The organism is Bradyrhizobium sp. 170 (assembly GCF_023101085.1).
GTDB lineage: Bacteria > Pseudomonadota > Alphaproteobacteria > Rhizobiales > Xanthobacteraceae > Bradyrhizobium.
Genome location: NZ_CP064703.1, coordinates 8,168,877 through 8,191,327, shown reverse-complemented (window position 1 = coordinate 8,191,327; position 22,451 = coordinate 8,168,877). Strand labels below are relative to the sequence as shown.

The following is a 22,451-nucleotide window of genomic DNA, read 5'->3' as shown; positions in this document are numbered from 1 at the left end:
TCATCGAACGAGACTGACCATGAATCGCAGGAAGCTCCTCAAAGTTGCTGGCGCCGCGGTCGCCTCTACCGCCGTCGCGGTGCCCGCCATCGCCCAGTCCACGCCCGCCTTGCGCTGGCGTCTCACCACATCATTTCCGAAGACGCTCGATACGCTCTACGGTGCCTGCGAGATGTTTGCGAAGGCGATCGCCGATCTGTCGGACCAGAAATTCCAGATCAGCGTATACGGTCCGGGCGAGATCGTGCCGGCATTTCAGGTGTTCGATGCGGTGGCGAACAACACCGTCGAGATGGGGAACAGCGCCTCCTATTACTACATCGGCAAGGACCTTGCGTTTGCGTTCGGCACCGCCGTTCCGTTCGGCCTCAACACGCGACAGATGAATGCCTGGCTCGCCTATGGCGGCGGTCTCGACATGCTCAACGAGCTCTACGGCACGTTCGGCATTCTGGGCATCCCGTTCGGCAACACGACCGCGCAGATGGGCGGATGGTTCCGCAAGGAGATCAAGACGCTCGATGATCTCAAGGGCCTCAAATTCCGCGTCGGCGGCGTGGCGGGGCAGGTGTTGAGCCGGCTCGGCGTTGTGCCGCAGCAGATTCCTCCGGGCGACATCTATCCGGCGCTCGAAAAGGGCACGATCGACGCCGCCGAGTGGATTGGTCCCTACGATGACGAGAAGCTCGGCTTCCTCAAGGTCGCGCCCTATTACTACTATCCCGGCTGGTGGGAAGGATACGCCAACGGCTTCCTTTACATCAACAGCGCGAAATGGGCCGAGCTGCCGAAGCTCTACCAGAACATGGTGACAATTGCTGCAGGCCAGGTCGCAGCCGACCTCACCGCCAAATACGACGCTCGCAACGCGTCTGCCATCAAGCGCCTGGTTGCGGCCGGTGCGCAATTGCGGCCGTTGTCGGCCGACATCCTGGATGCATCGTTCAAGGCGACGAACGAGCTGTTTGCCGAGGTCTCCGCAAAGAACGCGAAGTTCAAGGCGCTCTACGATTCGACGATCGCATTCCGGAACGAACAGTACCAATGGCATCAGGTCTGCGAGGCCACCTACGACAATTACATGATCAAACGGATCCGCGCCTGACGGCTTGCATATCGGGGGCTTGAATTGGACATTCGTACCGGCCGGCCCGCCACGCTTGCCTCAAACGGCATGGTGACGTCGCCGCATTCGCTCGCCTCCGCGGCCGGCCTTGACGTGCTTCGCGCCGGCGGCTCCGCGATCGATGCTGCGATTGCGACCAGCGCGGTGCTCGCGGTCGTCTATCCGCACATGACCGGTCTCGGCGGCGACGCGTTCTGGCTGATTCATGACGGCGCGAGCGGCGAGATCCGCTACCTCAATGGCGGCGGCAAGGCGGCGGAGGGCGCCACGCTCTCTTCGCTCGAAGCGCGCGGGCTGAATGAGATCCCGCTTCGGGGTATCGTGCCGGCGACCCTGACGGTGCCGGGCGCGGTGGCGAGCTGGATCGAAGCGCACAGCGTCCATGGGCGGCTGCCGCTCCGGCGTGTGCTGGAAAGCGCCATCGGCTACGCGCGCGACGGCTTTCCGGTCACCGGCCGCCTTGCCAGCTTCATCGAGATGACGCGCGACGATCTGGTGCGGGATCAAGAGGCCGCAGCGCTTTTCTTTCCCGATGGGACGGCAGTGCGGTCGGGCACGAAGCTTGCCAACGCAAATCTAGCGCGCACGCTGCAATCGATCGCGGATGACGGGTGGTCTGGATTTTATGAAGGGCCAGTCGCCGCCGAGATGGCGCGCTTCTCGGAAGCCGCGGGTGGCCTGTTTCGCATTACCGATTTCAGCCGGCAAAAGGCCGTCTGGGGCGAGCCTCTTGTTGGCCGCTACCGCGACGTCACGGTCTTCAACACGCCGCCGCCGACGCAGGGTTTTACCGTGCTCGAAATGCTCAACCTCGTCGCGCCGCATGAACTACATCGAAAGGATTTCCTCGGGCCCGACCATGTCCATCTCCTGGTACAGGCCAAGCAGATCGCCTATCACGACCGCGATCAGGTGCTCGCCGATCCCTCGTTTGCCGATGTGCCGGTCGAGCGGCTGATATCGAAAGAATACGCGGCCGAGCGCGGCCGGCTGATCGACGCAAGGTCGGCATTGAAATGGGACATGGTGCCGTCATTCGGCAGCCTGTCCGGCGATACGGTCTATGTCGCCGCCGCCGATCGCGACGGCAATGCGGCGTCGCTGATTCAAAGCCTGTATGGCGCCTTCGGCTCCTGCGTGGTTGCGGGAAACACCGGCGTCATCCTGCAAAACCGCGGCGCCTATTTCTCGCTCGATCGCAACCACCCCAATCGGCTCGAGCCGGGCAAGATCCCGCTGCATACGCTGATTGCCTCAATGGCCAAACGCGACGGCAAGCTTTGGAGCGTGCTTGGCTGCATGGGCGCGGACGGCCAGCCGCAGATCCAGATGCAGCTCTACTCGGCGATGATCGATTTCGGTCTCGACATCCAGGAAGCGATCGAGACGCCGCGGTTCCTGTCCGGCCGCTTCGCGCTCGGCGAGGCGCGCGACACGCTGCATATCGAGAGCCGCTTTCCCGGAAGCACGATCGATGCGCTCGCACAACGCGGCCACGCGATCAACCGCTGGGGCGCCTGGAACGAAATGGCCGGTCACGCGCACGGCATCACGATCGGCCGGCAGAACGGCATGTTGAGCGGCGGTTCCGACCCGCGCAGCGATGGGGCGGCGATCGGGTATTAGGTCACTGCTCAGTCGCGGTCGAACTCGGGCACCGGAACGCGAAGGCAGGAGTCGATCTCAATCAAGATCGCCTTTCATGCATGCGGTGATAAAGGCTGTCTTTCCGAGCGATTCATTGCCACCCCAACCGCGTTGGGTCGCAAGATCCTTGCAGGATTGAAAGGAACGCTTTGTAACCTCCGCTTCGTTTTTAGCCGAACTGGTGCGACGGATGGCTGGGGCGGGCGTTGACGTTGCCGGAGGTGGTGACGATGTAGCAGCCGATGACGATGTCGGAGGTGGGGTCGTTGACACTGGCGGCAATGCTGCGGCAGCAGTTGGGCTCAACGAAGCCTTGCCATCGGGCCTCTGGGTTGCAGACAAGAAAGCGAAAGCCGCAGTGCATAGCGCGACGGCACCGATGAGTGCGACCGAAAGCCACGATTTAGCGCTTGCCGGAGTGGCAGTCGCTTGCGGCGCCCCATAAGATCGGCCATCGTCCCACGTCGCCACGATATAGGCATGGACCGGCGCCGGAATATTCTTCACATTCCGCGCGCCGATGTCGATAAATCGCGCGGACAGCTTGCCGGTCACCTGCTCATGCACCGCGCGTGAAATACAGATGCCGCCAACTTCGGCCAGGCCTTCGAGGCGCGCGGCGATATTGACGCCATCGCCGAGCAGATCGCCCTCGCGCTCGACTACGTCGCCGATGCCAATGCCGATGCGGTAGCTCATCTGCCGGCTGGCCGGATAAGCGAGGTTCCGCGTGCGCAGGCTTTCCTGGATGTCGATGGCGCAGCGCACCGCTTCGACCGCGCTGGGGAATTCTGCAAGAAGTGCATCGCCCGCGGTATTGAAAATGCGGCCGCCAGCTATCGCAATGAAGTCGTCAATGGTGGTTCGACACGACGCCATTCGCCGCAGCGTCTCTTCTTCGTCATCGGCGACCAACCTGCCGTAGTCGGCGATGTGGGCTACCAGAATTGCGGCGATCTTGCGCCTCATGAAGATGGTATCCCGCACAAATCGGTCGCAGCAAAATGCTCCCAGGTTAGGACAACCAGGACGATCACGGCGGGGTACCCGCGCGACTTCGCGGAACCCGGTCCATCCGGTCGGCGTCAAGCGAAGCCTATCCGCCGTCCCTCCAGGCCGCAATACCCAAACTTCCCGTAACGTGCCAGAATCCTTGGCATTTGGACCGATTGGTCGTGCGGCCGCGAGTTCTGTCGCAGCCCGACCACGCCTCGAACAGGAGCAACGCTATGCCGCTATGGACCTGCGAACAATGCGGCGCCCAGTTTCCCGAAAGCGCTGCGCCGCCGCGGGCCTGCCCGGTCTGCGAGGACGAGCGGCAATATGTGAACTGGAAGGGGCAGGCGTGGCTCACGCGCGAGGAACTGGCGACGCACCACAAGCTCGTCTGGCGCGACGATCTCGGCATTTCCGGACTGGCCGTGGAACCATCTTTCGCGATCGGACAACGCGCGCTCCTGGTGCGGGAGGCAGATGGCTGCGTGATGTGGGATTGCCTGCCGCTGGTCACCCGCGAAGCCATCGACTACGTCCGCTCGCTCGGCGGCCTGAAGGCGATTGCCGTCTCGCACCCGCATTACTATGGCGCGGTCGCCGATTGGAGTGAGGCGTTCGGCGGCGCACCGGTCTATCTGCATGGCGACGATCGCGCTCTTGTCACGCGGCCTCACCCGGCCATCGTGCCATGGACCGGCGACAGCCACAGGCTCTCCGACGACATTGTTCTGGTGCGGACCGGCGGACATTTCGCCGGCGGCACCGTGATGCACTGGCGCGCAGGCGCGGAGGGCAGGGGTGCATTGCTCACCGGTGACGTCGCGATGGTGGCGATGGATCGCCGCTCGCTCAGCTTCATGTATAGTTTTCCGAACTACATTCCGCTCAACGCCGCGGCGGTGCGGCGGATCTGGGCTGCGGTCGGGCCGCTGGCCTTCGACCGCATCTACGGCGCATGGTGGGGCCGCAACATCGCCGACAATGCAAAGGCGGCGTTCGAGATGTCCGTCCAGCGCTATATCGCGGCGATCTCCGGCTGAGGAATACGGCAAGCTCGACGGCGCCGCGCGGCAAGCGGTGTCGTCGATCATCACTGGCACCGGATGCGAGAAATTGCTGGCTCCCGCAGCATGACCGCCACGGCTAACCTGTCGCCGGCTAGCGGTTGCCGGCGCCAACCGCAGCTACGCCTCGCGGCATCGGCGCCGCCTCTCGCGCCGGTTGTGGCGGGATAGTCCCGCTTTTGGGCTCGTTGAGCCAGCCGGTGAGGCGCGACATCAACCCTGATTGTTCGGCCGTCCGGGGCTCCTGCACGAACGGGTCGGTGTAGCACCGTGCGCCTGCGGCCTTTGCAATCCGCGCCACGGCGTCGGTCATCGCCGGCGCGCCCGCGGTATAGACCACGTCGTCCGGCGTGAGCTTCGGCAGATGATCGGTCGGCCTGCCGCTCTGAATGGCGTGCGAGATCTGTTGCGGCTCCGACACCATCGGGATCAGCCTGACGTTGGGAAACAGCGCCAGCCGGCACAGCGCGGCATGCATGTAGAGCGAGCGGATGCTGCGGGCCTGCACGATGAAGACCATTTCGCGCTGCGGCTGCTCCATGATCGCGGCGACCGCGACCGACCACATCGGGGCGAAACCGGTGCCGCTGGCGACGAGAACGATGCGGCCGGCATGGCCTTTCCTGAAAAAGGCGCGGCCGTACGGTCCCGTCAGTCTGACGCGATGCCCGGCGCGGATTTCCTGGCCGAGCGCCGAGGATACCAGCCCGTCCGTAACCTTTCGGATGTGAAAGTGCAGCATGTGATCGTTGGGAGCGCCTTCCAGCGGAAAAGTCGGGCTGTAGGACCTCGCCGGAAAGCCCTGAAACTGCAGCTTGCAATACTGGCCGGGAAGATAGTCGAGCGGCTTCGGCAGTTCGATGTCGACGCCAACCACGTCGGGCGCGAGCTGAACGGTTTGCGCCACTTCCGCCGACAGCGCCACCGGCTCGGGCGCGGCCTCGATCGCGATCTCGAGATCGGAGACGATCCGGGCCTGGCAGGCATGGATCATGTCGTCGCCCCGGCTGTGGCCGCCGAACACCTGGCCGTCGACCAGGCGCACGCGGCAGGCGCCGCAGATTCCGGCGCGGCAATCGTGCGGAAGATCGACGCCGTTCATCAACGCCCAATCGAGCAGAAGCTCGCCGCGATTCGCCAGAAACGGCTCGTCATTGATCGTGACCTTGCAAATCTTTGACATTTATTCCACCTCGATACGAATCGGCCGAACGTGCCGTGTATGTCTGATCTGGCTGTGATCGAAGGCGGCGACCCGCATAAAGACGCCGCTTCTGATCGGCACGTCGAACTTGCTTGTTGTGTCGAGCCGACGTTTCACCTCGAGCGCCCAATGGCCGGAAGCCCAGCGGGCTGCACTTCGAACGTCTGCGCGATCGCCTGAAAATTCGCCGCTCAGGATGACGCCCGGGATCACAGTCCCGGTCGGGATGCGGGCGTCGACGTCGGTCGAATAGGGAACTGAATCCTTCTCGGTCATGAACCAGCGCGCGCCGTCGCTTTCGCCGTGGTTGGGATCGAGGTCGATATCCCCCAGCGCGTCCGTCGTGGCGGCGACGACTTTGGGCAGGCGCAGCGGGGCGACCAGGCGGCTGCGGCGCGGACCGCCTGACGTGTCGGCCTCGACGGTGAAATTGTCCCGGTAGTTTGCCGTTCCCGGGTCGGGCGCGAAGCCGCCTTTGTACGGAACGACGTTGGCCGCCTGCATCGGGGTCGGATTCAACGGAGGCCCGAAATGGGCGTCGTCCATCCATCCGGTCGCGCCGCTCGTCGCCTTCCACTGCCAGACGTCGGCATAGCCGGTCTCCGTGTAGTGCAGTCCGCGGCCGCTCATGGTGGCCGGCGCGCCGGCGACCGGCTGCGGCCCTGGATGAAAGGTTCGGCCGCCGGCCAACGTGACATCCGAGGTGGTCAGCAGCACCGAAAACTTGTCTTCGTTGTATCGATGCTCGTCGCCGAGCTGAAAGCCGGAATGAAGCAGGTGCCATCCGTCGGCTTCCTTGACGAGCGGCAGGTGCTTCAGCGAGCGTGTCGAATCCTGCCAGGTGAAGAGGAAGTACGCATAGGTGCCGTCGTGCACCGCGCGGACCTCGATTCTGGCTTCTCCTTTGCCGTCGAAATTTCCGCCTTCGCCGGTCAGCAGCGAAAACGGCTTGACGCCACGCCAGGCCCGATCGGACGTGTCGCCGTCGAGGATCGGCGCGTCGGCGGCGTTGATGCGGCGAATCTGCACACTATCCACCGCCAGCCGATCGGTAGCTACGATGAGCGAGGCGCCAGTGATCGCGGCGGCGGTCGCGACCACGAACGCATTGGCCTGCAGGGTCGGGTTTCGCGATCGTGCGGGGCCGGCGTTGGGTCGCGGCGCCGGGTCTGTTTCAGGCGTCCGATCGCGGCGCACCTCGGCGCGGGGCTGCAGCGGGTGGGACGAAACCTTGGGCGGCACATCGACGTTTTCGGATTCCTTCGAACGCGCCGACTGCTCGGCCAGGAGGCCCAATAGTTCGACGGCATCGAGCCGTGGCGGCGGCGCAGGCAGCGGGGCGGGACGAAAGATGCGCAGCAGTTGCGCAGCGCCGCCGCTCTTGAACTGGGTCAGGACATGCAGGACGACGAAGGCGAGGATCACCCAAGTCCCCACCCAGTGCAGCATCGCGACGTCGTAGCCGGAGTAGAAGCCGAAATAGAGTGCGCCGCCGCTGATCATTAGCCCCGACATCGTGACAAAGAAAATCCAGTACATCAGGGCGATCACGGCGCTCAACCTCGCCTGCCCGCGGCCGAACAACCCGCGCAGGCGAACCTTGTCGAGCTGGACGCGGCGCCCGAGGCCGGAGCGGAGCATATAGACGATGTAGCCGATCGCGACTGCGACCAGGACGATCGCGGCCTGCATATGGGCGAGCCATACGCCGTCACGCGGCAGCACGGCATCGAACCAGTTGATCCAGGTTCGGTCGGGCGTTTCAGTCGCAATGCGTAAGCCGGTAACGAGCGCAACGGCGAAGGCTGCCACGAACGTCCAGTGTAGAATGATGGTCCCATAATCCGTCTTACGCTGCCTCACGCATACGCCCCGCTACTTCACTTCCGAGGCAGCAACCGCGCCGATTTCCTCCAACCGCCGATGTCGCTGCCGTACCAATGATGGTCCCCAAAGCCGTCGTTGAGGCCATCGTCTAAAGATCGTCCTTTGCGGCGCAGGCCGGCTAAAACCTGTTCTCTGCGCGCCCGCTGCGTGCGCCGGATCGGCGAACGCGTTCTTTGCTCGATGTATCGGCCTCCAGCATCCCCGGGACATGGGGACGGCTGGAGGCCGCGCCGCGCGCCGCTATCCCCACGTGTGATGTAAATGATGCGTCAGTTCGGACATGTCCGAATGGCCGTGATCGACGACGACCGTGGGGGCTTCCGTCGTTACGATCGTGACCGGCACATCGCCGGTCGCGATGGTGGCAATTTGCGGCGAGACCTGGGTTTCGCTGGCGCCGGCGATGTTGACGGCATGCTGTCCAGGCGAGTTCGGCGGGCCTTGCACCGTCATGCTTGCCAGATTGATATCGCCCGTAACGATATTGGTGATATCGCCACTGCCGTCCTGTACCGCACCAGGGGGGACGTTCCCCTGGTTGATATGGCTGAGTTCGAGCTGGATCTGCTGCACGATCTCGTCGGCATCCTCGACGGTCAACCCAACGAACAGTTCAGGGTTTGCAGCTATCAACGCTTCCATCTCTGCTATCGCAGCAGCGAGGTTCTCGTCGGTCTGCGCCGTGTTCTCGGCGTCGCCGGCCTCCGCCAGATTGGTGGTTTCCGCCGAATTGGCGTCAGGCGCGGTGGCCGCCGTCTTGTCAGCGGGAACAGCCTCGCGCGCCGCGATTGGTTCGGTTACCGGCGCCGCCGGATTCGCCAGCACGGGATCGGTATTGACGGTGTTGAGAATACTGAGATGGCTGGCGCGGAGCGCTTGTTCTGCGCCGGGCATGCCTCCACCGCTCGCCGAGGCGTTGGCTGCCGAGATGGCGGCGGTGATGTCGGACAGGATCGCCTGAACATGACCCAGCGCGGCGCCGGAAAACTGGCCTGTATTGAGTTCGGCCAGCACATTGTTTTGCACCGTCGCGAGATCGTTGGTGTGGTTTGCCATGCTGCCGGTTCGCTGGCCGCCTTGGTCGAGGGCGCTTTGCGACGAAGCATCCATCGGCGGCCGCGCCATGCCGATGAAGGTGGCGCCGAGGTCGGAGAAACTCGAGCCGATCGGTCGGGTTGTCGTTTGGCTGGCCGGCAGCGTTTCGTCGGGAGGGGGCACGACGGACGGCGATTCCGGGGCGGCATGCGGACTCGCGACCTCATCGATCGGCAAATCGGCGTCGCGAAGATACTCCTTGTCAGCGAAGCCCGCCATCATTCGTCCCCTGCTATTCACTCTGTTACATGACGTATGGGCGCAATCCTCCGCGAGGGAGCAGGATGTGCGCACGACGAAGGATCGCGGAGCTTCGTGGCGTCATTCGGCCGACACAGCGACTATTGAGCGCCGAAGCAAGGTTATAGACGGACGAATCCATGACGGGCGCCGCGCCGAAAAACGGCGAGTTAGACGCGCTCCAAAGAAGGGTATCGCAGCCCGTGTCGGCGCCCGTCGCGCGAATCCAGGACGCTGTCCCCCGTGCCGAAATTTTGCCCGGCCGCACGCACACTGGATAAGCGACAACGAGGCCTTTGCCACCGTTCTACCCACGAGCGAACTTGAACAATCGGCATTCGTCGCATTCTCGCCGAAAAATGGTCTGCATCGCGCGTCAAGGAGACTTGCAGGGAGACCCGGTCGATGGGTCGAAGGGCAGTTCAATGAGTATCGCTCAGGGGCAGGCACACGGCCGAGCGCGGGCAGCGCCGACGCCCCGCGCAATTTCCGGCCTGTTGTCGACGCTGGCTGCCGACGATCCCGTCGCGACCGCGATGCGCGCGAGCGCGCGCCGCTTGATCGGCGTTGCCGTCTTCAGCGGCGTCATCAACATCCTGATGCTGTCGGGGTCCCTTTATATGTTGCAGGTGTACGATCGGGTGATTCCGAGCCGTAACCTCGCGACCCTGTTCGGCCTGTCCCTGATGGTGCTGATCGCCTACCTGGTGCAGGGATATTTCGATGCGATGCGGTCGCGGATGCTTTGCCGCATCGCAACGCTGTTCGATGGCGCGCTGCAGGGGTCGATCCATTCGGCGCTCGCCACCTTGCCGCTGCGCGGGGTGAAGCCGGTCCTGATGCAGCAGCCGCTGCGCGATCTCGATCAGGTGCGCACCTTCATGTCGGGCATGGGGCCGACGGCGTTCCTGGACATGCCGTGGATCCCGGTCTTTCTGATCGGGCTGTTTCTGTTTCACCCGCTGATCGGCTTCACGGCGCTGCTTGGCACCGCGGCGATCGTTGCCATGACATTGGTGACCGAGCGGATCTCGCGCGGCGCGACCAAGGCGGCGATGGACTTGAACGCGCAGCGGCAGGTGCTGGCGGATGCGACGCAGCGCAACGCGGAAATCGTGCGCGCCCTCGGCATGACGGATCGGTTGACGGCGCGCTGGTCGCAAGCCAACGAGCGCTACCTGCAGGAAAACATCCGCGCGACCGACGTCTATGCCAATCTCGGCTCGGCCGCGAAGGTGCTGCGCTACATCCTGCAATCGGGAATGCTGGCCATAGGCGCCTATCTCGTCATCGCCGACAAGGCGTCGGGCGGCATCATGATCGCGTCCTCGATCCTGATGGGGCGCGCGCTCGCGCCCGTCGAAATCGCGCTCGGCACCTGGAAGCAACTGGCCGCCGCCCGCCAGGGCCTCACGCGTCTGCGCGACATCTGCAAGGCGACCGCGCCGCCGCCGGCGCCGCCGGTCATGTTGCCGCGCCCCTGCCGCGAATTGTCCGTGCAGAATCTCGCGGTGGCAGCACCCGGATTCGACATGCCGATCGTGTCGGGTGTCACGTTTTCGCTCAAGGCCGGCGCGGGACTGGCGCTATTGGGCGCGAGCGCGTCGGGCAAGACCTCGCTCTCGAAGGCGCTGGTTGGAATCTGGCCGGCGCATCGGGGTGCCGTGCGGCTCGACGGCGCGGCGCTCGATCAATGGCGCAACGAGGATCTCGGCCGGCATATCGGCTATCTCCCGCAGGATGTCGGCCTGTTCGACGGCACCGTGGCGGAGAACATCTGCCGCTTCGACGAACACGCGACCTCCGACGCCATCCTGAAGGCCGCGCAGATCGCGGGTGTCCACGACATCATCCTGCGGCTGCCGGAGGGCTACGCGACGCGAATAGGGCAGGGCGGCATGTCGCTGTCGGCTGGCCAGAAGCAGCGGGTTGGCCTGGCGCGGGCGGTGTTCGGTGATCCGTTCCTGCTCGTGCTCGATGAGCCCAACGCCAATCTGGATGCCGACGGCGAGAACGCCTTGACGCGCGCCATCGGGATCATGCGCCAGAACAAATCCATCGTCGTCGTCATCTCGCATCGCCCGAGCGCGCTCTCCGCGCTTGATATGACGATGGTGCTCTACGAAGGCAAGGCGATCGCGTTCGGCCCGAGCGCAGAAGTGTTCGCGCGCGTCCGAAACGCTGGCGGCAAGGCGCCGCCGGGATCGCCGCAGCCGCCGCCGCAGGCCAAGGCAGAACAGCGCGCATCACTTGCCGAGAGTGTTTCATCATGAAGAGTTTTGATCACGTGCATGCCGATGAAAGAGTTGCGCGCCACCGGATCGGCGGGACGGATGAGGACGTCGCGGCGCCGCAAGGCCAGGCGCTGATCCTCGAACTGCAGCGATTGCGGCAGGCTTTCGAGCACGACAATCTGCAGGACCAGCGGCCGCCGCTTCGCCGCCCGGCGAATGACGAATCAGGTCCGGGCGCGCGGCGTTCGCGCCAGGCCCGGCCGAAGCGGTCGAAAAAGAAAGGCAAGATGGGACGGGTGCTGGATTGGCTCGGCCCCTTTGGATCCCAGTCCGACGGCTTTGATGCCGAGCCTCCGGCGCCACGTCGCGGACGCGTCACGCGTGAGCCGCAGTTCATGACCCCGCCACCGGCGGGCAGCGCGCGTGGCCCGGCGGGTAATGCTCCGGCAAACAATGCTCCCTCAAGCAATTCCTGGCGGAATGAACGGCAGGCACGCGGTCCGATGATCGCGCCCGACGATCCGTCGCTCATGAACATGCCGAGGTCGCGGCCGGAGGTTTTGTCGATCGAGGACACACGGCTGCCGCCGCGCATCGAGGCTCCCCAATTGGCGCCGCCGAGCCCGGCGGGCCCGGTGCCGCGCGATCGTTCCGTGACCGGGGTCGTCCGCAACAGCCTGACCGCTGGCGTCGCCTTTCTTGCCAATCGCGATGGATCGACGGATGTGGCGGGCGCGCCCGGCGAAAGCATCGTCGTCCGGGCGGCGCGCGCCTTTGAGGGCGAACTGCGCACCGGCTTGCGGGCGCTGCTCGTCGTCGGCGGGCTGGCAGGCGGCTGGATGACGCTGGTGCCGTTGTCGGGCGCCGTCGTGGTGCCGGGCAATCTGGTGGTGCAGTCCAACGTCAAGACCATCCAGCATCCGACCGGCGGCGTGGTCGCGCAGATCCCGGTCCATAACGGCATGCGGATCAACGCCGGCGATCTGCTGCTGCGGCTGGACGCGACGCAGGCGCAGGCCAGCCTTCAGGTGGTCAGCAAGCAACTCGACGAATTCCGGGCGAAGATCGCGCGGCTGGTCGCCGAGCGCGACGGTCTGCCCCGGCCGGCGATCCCGCCGGAAATGTCGGCCCGGCTGGAAGACAACAATGTCAAGACGCTGCTTGCTTCGGAGGCGTCGCTGTTCAGGGCGCGGGTGACGGCCCGAGAGAGTCAAAAGGAGCTGCTCAAGAGCAAGGTATCGCAGCTTGGCGAGGAGATCGTGGGCCTGGAGGCGCAGGTCGCGTCCAAGGTCAAGCAACTGGACCTGATCACGGGCGAGCTCACGGGAGTGCAGGAGCTCTTCGACAAGCGTCTCGTGCCGATCGCGCGGCTCACGGCCTTGCAGCGCGAGAGCGCCAGAATCGAAGGTGAACGTGGCCAGTTGATCTCAACCATCGCCGAGACCAGAACCAAGGTCGACGAGGCGAAGCTTCAGATGGTCAGGCTCGACCAGGATGTGCGGACGGAAGTCGTCAAGGAGCTCGGCGAGGCGCAGGGCAAGGAAGCCGAACTCAGCGAACGAAGTGTCGCAGCGCGCGACGTCCTCGAGCGGATCGAGATGCGCGCGCCGACGTCGGGTGTGATCCATCAGCTGACCGCGCACACCATCGGTGGCGTCATTCGCGCCGGCGACGCCGTCATGGAGGTGGTGCCGGATTCCGACGATCTGCAGATCGAGGCGCGGTTGCAGCCGAATGACATCGACCAGGTGCGGAAAGGCCAGCAGGCTTTTGTCCGCTTCTCGGCCTTCAACCAGCGGGTGACGCCGCAGTTGATCGGTCAGGTGTCGTATGTCTCGCCCGACACCACCCGCGACCAGCAGACCAACACGTCCTATTTCACGGTCCGGATCATGCTGCCGGAAGAAGAGCGCCGGCGGCTGGCCGGGCTGCAACTCTCCTCGGGCATGCCCGCGGAAGTGTTCATGCAGACCGGCAGCCGGACCATGCTCAGCTATCTGTTCAAGCCGATCCTGGATCAGTTCCAGCGCGCTTTTGTCGAGCGGTGAGGGGGGCAATACCGGGTTGCAGCGAGGCTAAATCTTGCCACTCCAGATGGTATCGCTATATCAGGGCTTTGCTTTGGCCCTGTTCCCTGCGAGCCCCTGATGACCACTACCACTGCCCCCGAATCCCAGCCGTTCCAGGCCGAGGTTGCCGAACTTCTGAACCTGATGGTGCACTCGGTCTATTCGGAGACCGACATCTTCCTGCGCGAGCTGATTTCGAACGCGTCCGACGCCTGCGACAAGCTGCGCTATGAGGCGATATCGGCGCCCGAGCTGATCGCCGACGGTGCGCCGCCCAGGATCCGCATCGTGCCGAACAAGGCGGCCGATACGCTTTCCGTTGTCGACAGCGGCATCGGCATGGACCGGCAGGAGCTGATCGACAATCTCGGCACCATCGCACGATCAGGCACGAAATCCTTTCTCTCCCGCCTGACCGAGGCCAAGGACGGCACCAATCTGATCGGCCAGTTCGGAGTCGGCTTCTATGCGGCGTTCATGGTTGCCGATCGCATCGTCGTCACCAGCCGCCGCGCCGGTTCGGATGAGGTTTTTGTCTGGTCGTCCTCGGGGGGGAGCGGGTTTGAAATTGCGCCGGCCAGCGAGGAGGATGCGGCTCGCGTCACGCGCGGCACCGAGATCGTCCTGCACCTGAAGAAGGACGCAGCGAAATATGTCGAAGCTCACGAGATCGAGCGCATCGTCCGCGCCTGGTCCGACAACATTCAGTTTCCGATCGAACTCGTGCCGGAGGAGGGCGAGCCGCGCCAGATCAATTCGGCCAGCGCGCTGTGGCAGCGGCCGAAATCGGAGCTCTCGCCGGAGGACTACAAGCAGGCCTACCAGCAGATCGCCGGCGCGTTCGACGATCCGGCGATGACGCTGCATTATCGCGCCGAAGGTCGGCAGTCCTATGCGGTGCTGCTGTTCGCACCATCGACGAAGCCGTTCGATCTGTTCGACCAGGCGCGCAAGGGCAAGGTCAAGCTCTATGTCCGCCGCGTCTTCATCGCCGACGACGCCGATGTCCTGCCGGCTTATTTGCGCTTCATCCGCGGCGTGATCGACAGCGAGGATTTGCCGCTCAACATCTCCAGAGAGATGCTGCAGAACAATCCGCAACTCGCGCAGATCCGCAAAGCCGTCACCGGCCGCGTGATATCGGAGCTGGAAAACCTCGGCGAAAAGGAGCCGGAAGCGTTCGCCAAAATCTGGGACGCGTTCGGCCCCGTGATCAAGGAAGGCATCTGGGAGGACTTTGAGCGCCGCGAGAAATTGTTGGGCTTGTCGCGCTTCACCACGACCACGGGCGAGAAGCGCTCGCTCAAGCAATATGTCGAGGACCTCAAGCCGAACCAGACCGACATCTATTACCTGACCGGCGACAGCATCGAACGGCTGAAGGCGAACCCGAAACTGGAGTCCGCGACCGCGCGCGGCATCGAGGTATTGCTGCTCACCGATCCGGTCGATGCATTCTGGACCTCGGCGCCGCTCGATTTCGGCGGCAAGCCGCTGAAGTCGCTGAGCCAGGGCGATATCGATTTCGTCCTGATCCCGCTGCTGGATGACAAGGCGGAGGACAAGAAGGACGAGGCTGGCGCCGACGAGGCCACGACGATCGCGCTGATCAAGGACGCGCTCGGCGAGCGCGTCTCCGACGTTCGCGCCTCGCAGCGGCTGACCTCGAGCGCGTCATGCCTGGTCGCCGGCGGCGACGCGCATGACCGCATGCTCGAGCGGCTCTTGGCGATGCAGAACAAGGCGCCCGCCACCAAGCCGATCCTGGAGATCAACATGCGCCATCCCGTGGTCGCGGCGATCGCCGGCGACAAGGAGGCGGGCAAGGACCTGTCGTTCCTGCTGCTGGAGCAGGCGCAGATCCTCGACGGCGAGTTGCCGGAAGACCCGGCGGCGTTCGCCAACCGGCTCAATGCGCTGGTGCTGCGGGGGCTGGCAAAGGGGTAGGACGATCTGTCGCGAACCGGATTTTAAAATCGACCGTATCTGCTGGAAAGCTGAAACCCCGGGGGGCCTTCATCGCCATGACGACGCCTGACGGCACCGACATTTTCTACGGCGCGATCCCGGTCTTTCGCGGCTTTGGCAGCCTGATGGACCCGGCGATGTATTCGCCGCTGCCGGATGACTGGACCGTCGGCGTCGCCGACATCGTGGAATCGACCAGGGCGATCGCGAACCAGCGCTACAAGGCGGTCAACATGGCGGGTGCCGCCGTGATTGCCGCCGTCACCAACGCGCTTGACGGGCGCGAATTTCCGTTCGTGTTCGGCGGCGATGGCGCCAGCTTCGCGGTGTCGCCCGGCGACCTCGCGCGCGCCCGCGAGGCGCTCGCGGCGACGGCGGCATGGGTCAGCCAAGATCTCGATCTGCTGATGCGGGTGGCGCTGGTGCCGGTCAGGGACATCCGCGCGCAGGGTCTCGATATCAAGGTGGCCCGCTTCGGCCCGTCGGCCAATCTGTCCTATGCGATGTTTTCCGGCGGCGGGCTTGGCTGGGCGGATGCCGCGATGAAGCGGGGCGAGTTTGCGGTGCCGGCGGCAGCGCCGGGTACGCAGCCCGATCTGTCTGGATTGTCTTGCCGGTTCGAGGAAATTCCTTCCACGCGCGGGCTCATTCTGTCGGTGCTGGTGGTGCCGGCCAGGGGCGCCGATCCGCTCGCCTTCCGCAAGGTGATCGAGGACATCATCAGGCTGGTCGAACAGTCTCCGGATGCCGGGCGGCCGGTGCCGCCGGGCGGGCCGCCGCTGCGCTGGCCGCCGGCCGGCGTGGAGTATGAAGCGCGCGCCGCGCGTGGCGGGCCGCTGTTGAAGCGGCGCACCGTCGTGCTCGCGGTGACGCTGTGGGCCTATGTCGTGATGCGGTTCGGCATCAAGGTCGGCAATTTCGTGCCGAAGAATTACGTGCAGCAGGTGGTGGAGAATTCCGACTTCCGCAAATATGACGACGGCCTGCGGATGATCCTCGATTGCACGGAGGAACTGGAGCGCGCGCTGGCGGAGATTCTGGCCAACGCGGCTTCAGCAAGGGTGGTGCGCTACGGCCTGCACCGGCAGGACGCGGCGATGATGACCTGCTTCACGCCATCGGTGATGCGCAGCGATCACGTCCACTTCATCGACGGCGCCCGCGGCGGCTATGCCTCGGCGGCGTCAGCGCTGAAGGCGATGGCGGCGTGATTTGCGGTGATTCGTAGATTCCATGGGGCGGTGAGCGTGGCCTTTCCGGTAGGTTTGGGTTTCCACACTCGAACCATCGGAGAGTCAGATGCAAGCATCGACCGTAGCCACGCCCACCGTTGAGCATTGTGGCACAATTTTCGTTGCAATCGAACTGAGTCAGAAGAGCTGGCTGGTGACGCTGCACAGCCCGGACAAAGGTAAGATGTCCCGCCATAGGCTGGAGGGGGGCGATCATGCCGAGCTGTTGGCGTTGGTCGGTCGGGAGCGCGACCGGGCGGCTCGGGCGCTGGGAGCCATTCCGGCGGTGGTGAGCTGCTACGAAGCGGGCTACGATGGGTTCTGGCTGCACCGGCTTCTGATGGCGGCCGGGATCACGAACTACGTGTTTGACCCTGCGAGCATTGCGGTTGATCAACGGGCGCGACGGGTGAAGACCGACCGGATCGATGGCGAGAAGATGCTGCGGACGCTGATGGCGTATCTGCGCGGTGAGCCGCGGGTGGTACGGATCGTTCAGGTACCAGCGCCGGAGCAAGAGGACGCCCGCCGCGCCAGCCGCGAACGCGGCCGGCTGATCAAGGAACAGACCGCTCACACCAGCCGGATCAAGGCGCTGCTGCGGCTGTTGGGCATGGCGGTCGGGAACCCGCGCCGGCGCGACTGGCTGAACTGGCTGGCGGCGCAGCGGGATTGGCAGGGCCAGGCGGTGCCACGGCAGATGCTGGCGGAGATCAAGTACGAGCACGCGCGGCTGATGCTGGTACGCGAACAGCTCGAGGCGCTCGCACAGGCGTCGGCTCAAGCGGATCCGGCACCTGCGGCGGTTCAGATGGCAGAGCGCAGCGAACTATTGCTCCGGCTCAAATGCCTCGGCCCGGCGTTCGCGACGACGCTGGCCAGCGAGGTGTTCTACAAGGATTTCCGCAACCGGCGTGAGGTCGCGAGCTATTTCGGGCTGACGCCCAGCCCATGGCAGAGCGGCGGAATCGACCGCGACCAGGGCATCAGCAAGGCAGGCAATCCGCGCGCCCGCTGCGCCGCGATCGAACTTTCCTGGCTGTGGCTGCGGCATCAGCCGGAGAGTGCGCTCACCCGATGGTTCCGCAGCCGCACCCACAACAATGCCAGCAAGCGCAACAAGCGCATCGCCATCGTGGCCCTGGCGCGCAAGCTGATGGTGGCGCTCTGGCGCTACCTCACAACTGGCCTGGTCCCCGAAGGAGCCCTGCTCAAGGCCGCGAAGCCGTAAACGTTTCAAGCAACGCGTCAGCGTCGCGGCATCGGCCGCGGTCAGCGCGGAATGGATGATGACCGTGCCACCCTTGGGCCAAATCAACAGGCCGCTTCGTAGATGGGTCTCATCCCTGTGGCTTCCTCGCCGCAAGCATGCGGAATGTGGGTACCGGGCTGCAACCGCCCGACCGGATATGAGGTGATGCAGTGAGCTGCTGCATAAATCGCCGGAAGCCAGTTCCTGAGCGCACCGACCGCGGCGGCACGCTGCGCTACGCATGGCTCCGCGCGCCGCCGCTCCACCGAATGCAAAAAATTACATCCAAGCCTCGGTTGGGATGCTTGACTCAAAAGGCCTCATATGAGGGTGGGCAAAGGCGCACTTGCGCCGTGCCCACCATCTATCCGACACCACCCGAATGAATGGTGGGCACGCTTCGCTTTGCCCACCCTACGGCCATCGAGATCGCTACTACCGTCCCACCCGCGTCCAGTTTTCGCCGCCGCAGAGTGCGCCGACGCAGCCTTCGACTTTCAGCGTATCGGTCCCCGTCACCGAGACGCTGCTCGCGTAGGTGCCGCCGTCATCGGCGTTGTAGATCTGGCCCGACCATTTGTTGGGCGCTACCGGCTGCATGCCGCTGAACAGCGGCAGGCCGATCATCGGCCGCTTCTTCAGCGCCGGGTTCGGATTCTTGTCATCGACCTGGGGGTTGCCGGTAGCGGGATCGACCGGCTCTTTGAGGCCGACGATCACGCCGCAGATGCCGCCGCCGCATTTGCTGACTTTCACCCGCGCGTCGCCGGCCTGGGTCAGCCAGACGCCGGTCGGCTCGCCGGCGCCTTGCGCGTAGGCGGACGGCGCGGCCAGCAGTGCCGCCGAGATCGCGATGATGAAAGCCGGTCTGCAAGCCATGAATCATTTCCCCAAAAAAGCAGGCCTGCATAGCAACAAATCAGATTTGTGCAACGTCGGATTGCGCGAAGGCGATCATTTGCTCCAGCGGGTGAGGCGGATCGACAACGCCGTACCGAGGCCGTACACGACCATCGCCGCGCCGACCAGCGCGAACAATGTCCATGCCGGCGCGCCCATTGAGGCCAGCCACCAGCCGCCGATGCCGACGATCAGCAATCGCGCGGTGCCGGCAATCACGGGACCGCCGACCTTTGCTGCCCCCTGCGAAGAGAAATAGAGGCAGACGCCCATCCCGAAAAAGGCGAACGCCGGGCCGGCCCAGACGAGATAGGAAGAAGCCGCGGCGGTGACGCCGGGATCGCTGGTGAACAGCGAAATCCAGAGCGACGGCATCGCTGCGACGATCAGCCCGATGGCGCCCACGGTGATGCCGGCTGCGGCTCCCGCGATCCACGCCACCTGCCGCGCGCGCGTCACCAGCCCCGCGCCCATCGCCATGCCGACCATCGGCACCGAGGCGACGCCGAAGGCGAACGCGATCGGCGTCAGCAGAAATTCCAGCCGCGAGCCCATGCCATAGCCGGCCAGCGTCTCGGTGCCATAGCCGGCCAGGATTTTGGTGAAGATCAGCACCGTCAGCACGGTTTGCAGCGGCGACAGGCAGGACACCGCGCCGACCTTGAGAATGTCGAAGAACATGTCGCGCTGGAATTTGAAGCCTGCGAAGTTCAGCGTCAGCCGGCTGCGGCCGCTGATGAGGTAGCAGGCCAGGAACACCGCCCCCAGCGTGAAAGCTGCAAGCTGGCCCGCGGCGACGCCGCTCATGCCGAATTTCGGCAGGCCGAACAGCCCAAGGCCCAGCGCGCCGCCAACGGTGATCTGGACCAGCGCGGTGCCGATCAGGGTCACCGATGGAATCCGCATGTCGCCGGTGCCGCGCACCACCGAGGCCAGCGTGTTCACCAGCCAGATCGCGATCGCGCCGGAGAACAGCACGTGCGAATATTGCATGGCCTGATCGATCACGCCGCCGCGCCCGCCGAGCAGCGTGTAAAATGCGCGGCCGAAAATCAGCATCATCGCGGTGAAAAAGATTCCGGCGCAGGCGCCGATCATCGCAGCATGCAGCGCCAGATCAGCTGCGCGGTCGCGATCGCCCGCGCCGATGGCACGGCTGATCGCCGAGGACACGCCGCCGCCCATCGCGCCCGCCGACATCATTTGCGTCAGCATGACGAAGGGAAATACCAGCGCGATGCCGGCGAGCGGCTCGGTGCCGAGCCGGCCGATATAGGAGGTCTCGGCCACCGCAACCAGCGTCGTGCCGGCCATGGCGATCGCATTGGGCAGCGTGAGCTTTAGCAGCGTCGGCAGGATCGGCGAGGTGAGCAGGCCGTTGGCCGACGCTGATGGAGCCGCGGCGGTGGGGCGCATGTCGAGCTGGGCGTCCATGGTCATGCGTCACCGGTCATCCAAATGAATAGATTATGGATGACATATTATCCGGCCGGCTCCGTGCAAGCCACCCGCGCCCGGTGCAGGGGTCACCACGGCAGGCCGCATAGGTCGATGACGCCGTCGCGCGGCTTGCGGGTGAAATCGAACACGAACGGCGCCATCGCCTCGAAACGCACCCGCCCCTCCGGCTGTTCGGCATAGACCTCGCCCTGGAAGCGATGCCAGCCGCGCGCTTCATAGAATGCTTCATTGTGCGGCTCGCAGAACAGCATCGCAAACCGCACCGCCTCGTGATCGCGTAGGGTCCTGATGGCGGCGTTCAGCGCCAGCGAGGCGTAGCCGCGTCCCCGGCAATCCGCCCGCGTCGAAACGCCGCCGATGCCGCCGATATGAACCTTGCGCCCGTCCCAGGTCGCGTCACGGAAGAAAATGCCGACATGGCAGGCGAGACCCGGCTTAAGCCCGTCCTCCGGTGCGTCGATCAGTACGCGCAGGTCGGCGTGGGCCCATTTGACGTGACCCCACGACAACTTTTCGACCACATGCGCCGGCCAGACCGCCTGCATCAGCGGTTCGGCCCGTGGCCATGATGCGTCCCCGTTCAGGACGTCGATCTCGATGCTCATTTCGTTCCCTCATCGGCGCCAAATCCGCATGGGCGCCATATCCGTCATACGCTGGACGCGGAGGGGCGTTACCCAGAACCTTGCGCGTTCTTGCCAAATTGCGGTGTTTATGCGCAATGGAACCTTCTATAACGGTTCCCGTTAGACCAGACCACGTCTCCCATCAGTTCGGACATCACCCCATGACCTTCACGCTGCCCAATCTTCCCTATTCCCACGACGCCCTTGCGCCCCACATGTCCAAGGAAACGCTGGAATACCACCACGACAAGCATCACCAGGCTTACGTGACCAACGGAAACAACGCGATCAAGGGGACCGAATTCGAAGGCAAGTCCCTGGAGGAGATCGTCAAGGGTTCGTTTGGCAAGAATCCGGCCGTGTTCAACAATGCCGGCCAGCACTACAACCATCTGCATTTTTGGAACTGGATGAAGCCGAATGGCGGCGGCAGCAAGCTGCCCGGCCGTCTGGAAAAGAAGATCACCGAGGACCTCGGCGGTCTTGACAAGTTCAAGGCCGATTTCGCCGCCGCCGGCGTCGGTCAGTTCGGCTCCGGCTGGTGCTGGCTGTCGGTCAAGAACGGCAAGCTCGAAATCTCCAAGACCGCGAACGGCGAAAGCCCGCTGGTCCATGGCGCAACGCCCATTCTCGGCTGCGACGTCTGGGAGCACTCCTACTACATCGACTATCGCAACCGCCGTCCCGACTATCTGAAGGCGTTCTGCGATAGTCTGATCAACTGGGACTATGTCGACGAGCTGTTCGGCAAGGTGTGACACTCCGTCATTCCGGGGCGCGCGTAGCGCGAGCTACGATGTGCAATTGCACATCGTAGAATCGATCGGGCCGCGTGCCTGCCGTGAAATGGATTCCGGGCTCAGCCCTGCGGGGCTGCCCCGGAATGACAGCGGATAAGAGTTCGAAGGGCGGTGGTCGTGCGGCTGCCGCCCTTATTCGTTCGCCGGCGCCGTCCCGATCCTTGCAGGGATCGCTGCCATCCGGCACAAGCGGCATGCCGGGTGCCTTTGCTACGTGGAAAAATGCTGCGATGAGCTATCTGCTGGTCTTTGTCGGTGGCGGCCTTGGCGCGACGCTGCGCCATCTCATCAACCTCACCTGCGCCCGCATTCTCGGCACCGGATTTCCCTGGGGCACCTTCATCATCAACGTCACGGGCTCGACCGTGATGGGGCTGATCGCGGGCTATCTCGCCTTCAAGGGCGAGGCGTCGCAGCCCTGGCGGCTGTTTTTGATGACCGGCATCCTCGGCGGCTACACGACGTTTTCGGCCTACTCGCTCGATGCAGCGCTGCTCTACGAGCGCGGCGAACTTGGCCTTGCGGCGCTTTATGTCGTTGGCTCGGTCGTGCTCTCGATTGCCGGGCTGTTTGCCGGCCTTGCGCTGGTCCGCCAGTTCACCTGAACGAATGGCCCGCGGGCGGGCAGGGCCGCGTGACGCCCTCGCATG

The 22,451-nt window shown here is 64.6% G+C and carries 16 protein-coding genes and 1 pseudogene; 10 read left to right on the top strand and 7 right to left on the bottom strand.

The window, feature by feature from the left end; all coding sequences use genetic code 11:
• The first annotated feature begins 19 nt into the window (after positions 1-19).
• Both dctP and ggt read left to right on the top strand, forming a co-directional pair.
• Positions 20-1,105: a TRAP transporter substrate-binding protein DctP gene (dctP, locus tag IVB05_RS38590; RefSeq protein WP_247781323.1), complete on the top strand. Its 1,086-nt coding sequence runs from the start codon at positions 20-22 to the stop codon at positions 1,103-1,105.
• Positions 1,106-1,129: 24 nt separating this feature from the next.
• A complete protein-coding gene (gene ggt / locus IVB05_RS38585; protein WP_247781322.1) occupies positions 1,130-2,752 on the top strand; it encodes a gamma-glutamyltransferase in 1,623 nt (540 codons plus the stop codon).
• Positions 2,753-2,983: 231 nt separating this feature from the next.
• Here the strand turns inward: ggt and IVB05_RS38580 are convergent.
• A pseudogene (locus IVB05_RS38580) lies at positions 2,984-3,742 on the bottom strand (adenylate/guanylate cyclase domain-containing protein); the annotation flags it as partial.
• 260 nt (positions 3,743-4,002) lie between these two features.
• On the opposite strand from IVB05_RS38580, the gene IVB05_RS38575 reads away from it, so the two are divergent.
• Positions 4,003-4,809: an MBL fold metallo-hydrolase gene (locus IVB05_RS38575; protein WP_247781321.1), complete on the top strand. Its 807-nt coding sequence runs from the start codon at positions 4,003-4,005 to the stop codon at positions 4,807-4,809.
• Positions 4,810-4,927: 118 nt separating this feature from the next.
• Here the strand turns inward: IVB05_RS38575 and IVB05_RS38570 are convergent, their stop codons facing one another.
• From IVB05_RS38570 to IVB05_RS38560, 3 genes are all read right to left on the bottom strand, one after another.
• A complete protein-coding gene (locus tag IVB05_RS38570) occupies positions 4,928-6,016 on the bottom strand; it encodes a 2Fe-2S iron-sulfur cluster-binding protein (RefSeq protein ID WP_247781320.1) in 1,089 nt (362 codons plus the stop codon).
• Complete coding sequence (locus IVB05_RS38565; protein ID WP_247781319.1) at positions 6,017-7,900, bottom strand: ethylbenzene dehydrogenase-related protein; 1,884 nt, start codon at positions 7,898-7,900, stop codon at positions 6,017-6,019.
• A gap of 264 nt (positions 7,901-8,164) precedes the next feature.
• Complete coding sequence (locus IVB05_RS38560; RefSeq protein WP_247781318.1) at positions 8,165-9,238, bottom strand: hypothetical protein; 1,074 nt, start codon at positions 9,236-9,238, stop codon at positions 8,165-8,167.
• A gap of 578 nt (positions 9,239-9,816) precedes the next feature.
• Between IVB05_RS38560 and IVB05_RS38555 the strand changes: the two genes are divergently transcribed.
• The 5 genes from IVB05_RS38555 to IVB05_RS38535 all read left to right on the top strand — a co-directional run bounded on the left by IVB05_RS38555 (position 9,817) and on the right by IVB05_RS38535 (position 17,993).
• Positions 9,817-11,532: a type I secretion system permease/ATPase gene (locus tag IVB05_RS38555; RefSeq protein WP_247787300.1), complete on the top strand. Its 1,716-nt coding sequence runs from the start codon at positions 9,817-9,819 to the stop codon at positions 11,530-11,532.
• Positions 11,529-13,541, top strand: coding sequence for an HlyD family type I secretion periplasmic adaptor subunit (locus IVB05_RS38550; protein WP_247781317.1), 2,013 nt, complete (start codon positions 11,529-11,531; stop codon positions 13,539-13,541). The genes IVB05_RS38555 and IVB05_RS38550 overlap by 4 nt, the downstream gene beginning before the upstream one ends.
• A 96-nt stretch (positions 13,542-13,637) precedes the next feature.
• A complete protein-coding gene (gene htpG, locus IVB05_RS38545) occupies positions 13,638-15,509 on the top strand; it encodes a molecular chaperone HtpG (protein ID WP_247787298.1) in 1,872 nt (623 codons plus the stop codon).
• A gap of 77 nt (positions 15,510-15,586) precedes the next feature.
• The gene (locus tag IVB05_RS38540) at positions 15,587-16,741 is read left to right on the top strand and encodes a DUF3095 domain-containing protein (protein ID WP_247781316.1); all 1,155 of its coding nucleotides are present in this window, start codon (positions 15,587-15,589) and stop codon (positions 16,739-16,741) included.
• 88 nt (positions 16,742-16,829) lie between these two features.
• Positions 16,830-17,993 (top strand): IS110 family transposase, encoded by a 1,164-nt coding sequence (locus tag IVB05_RS38535; RefSeq protein ID WP_256472886.1) that lies wholly within the window; start codon positions 16,830-16,832, stop codon positions 17,991-17,993.
• Between the two features lie 456 nt (positions 17,994-18,449).
• On the opposite strand, the gene IVB05_RS38530 is transcribed toward IVB05_RS38535, so the two are convergent.
• The 3 genes from IVB05_RS38530 to IVB05_RS38520 form a co-directional block, all read right to left on the bottom strand.
• Entirely contained in the window at positions 18,450-18,893 is a 444-nt protein-coding gene (locus IVB05_RS38530) for a DUF2147 domain-containing protein (RefSeq protein WP_247781314.1), read from the bottom strand.
• Positions 18,894-18,968: 75 nt separating this feature from the next.
• The gene (locus tag IVB05_RS38525) at positions 18,969-20,354 is read right to left on the bottom strand and encodes an MATE family efflux transporter (protein ID WP_247781313.1); all 1,386 of its coding nucleotides are present in this window, start codon (positions 20,352-20,354) and stop codon (positions 18,969-18,971) included.
• An 86-nt stretch (positions 20,355-20,440) separates the two neighbouring features.
• Positions 20,441-20,980: a GNAT family N-acetyltransferase gene (locus tag IVB05_RS38520; protein ID WP_247781312.1), complete on the bottom strand. Its 540-nt coding sequence runs from the start codon at positions 20,978-20,980 to the stop codon at positions 20,441-20,443.
• A gap of 182 nt (positions 20,981-21,162) precedes the next feature.
• Here IVB05_RS38520 and IVB05_RS38515 point away from each other — a divergent pair, with 182 nt between their 5' ends.
• Together IVB05_RS38515 and crcB are read left to right on the top strand one after the other, a co-directional pair.
• A complete protein-coding gene (locus IVB05_RS38515) occupies positions 21,163-21,759 on the top strand; it encodes a superoxide dismutase (protein WP_247781311.1) in 597 nt (198 codons plus the stop codon).
• A gap of 272 nt (positions 21,760-22,031) precedes the next feature.
• Entirely contained in the window at positions 22,032-22,406 is a 375-nt protein-coding gene (gene crcB, locus IVB05_RS38510; RefSeq protein ID WP_247781310.1) for a fluoride efflux transporter CrcB, read from the top strand.
• The last annotated feature ends 45 nt before the right edge of the window (positions 22,407-22,451 follow it).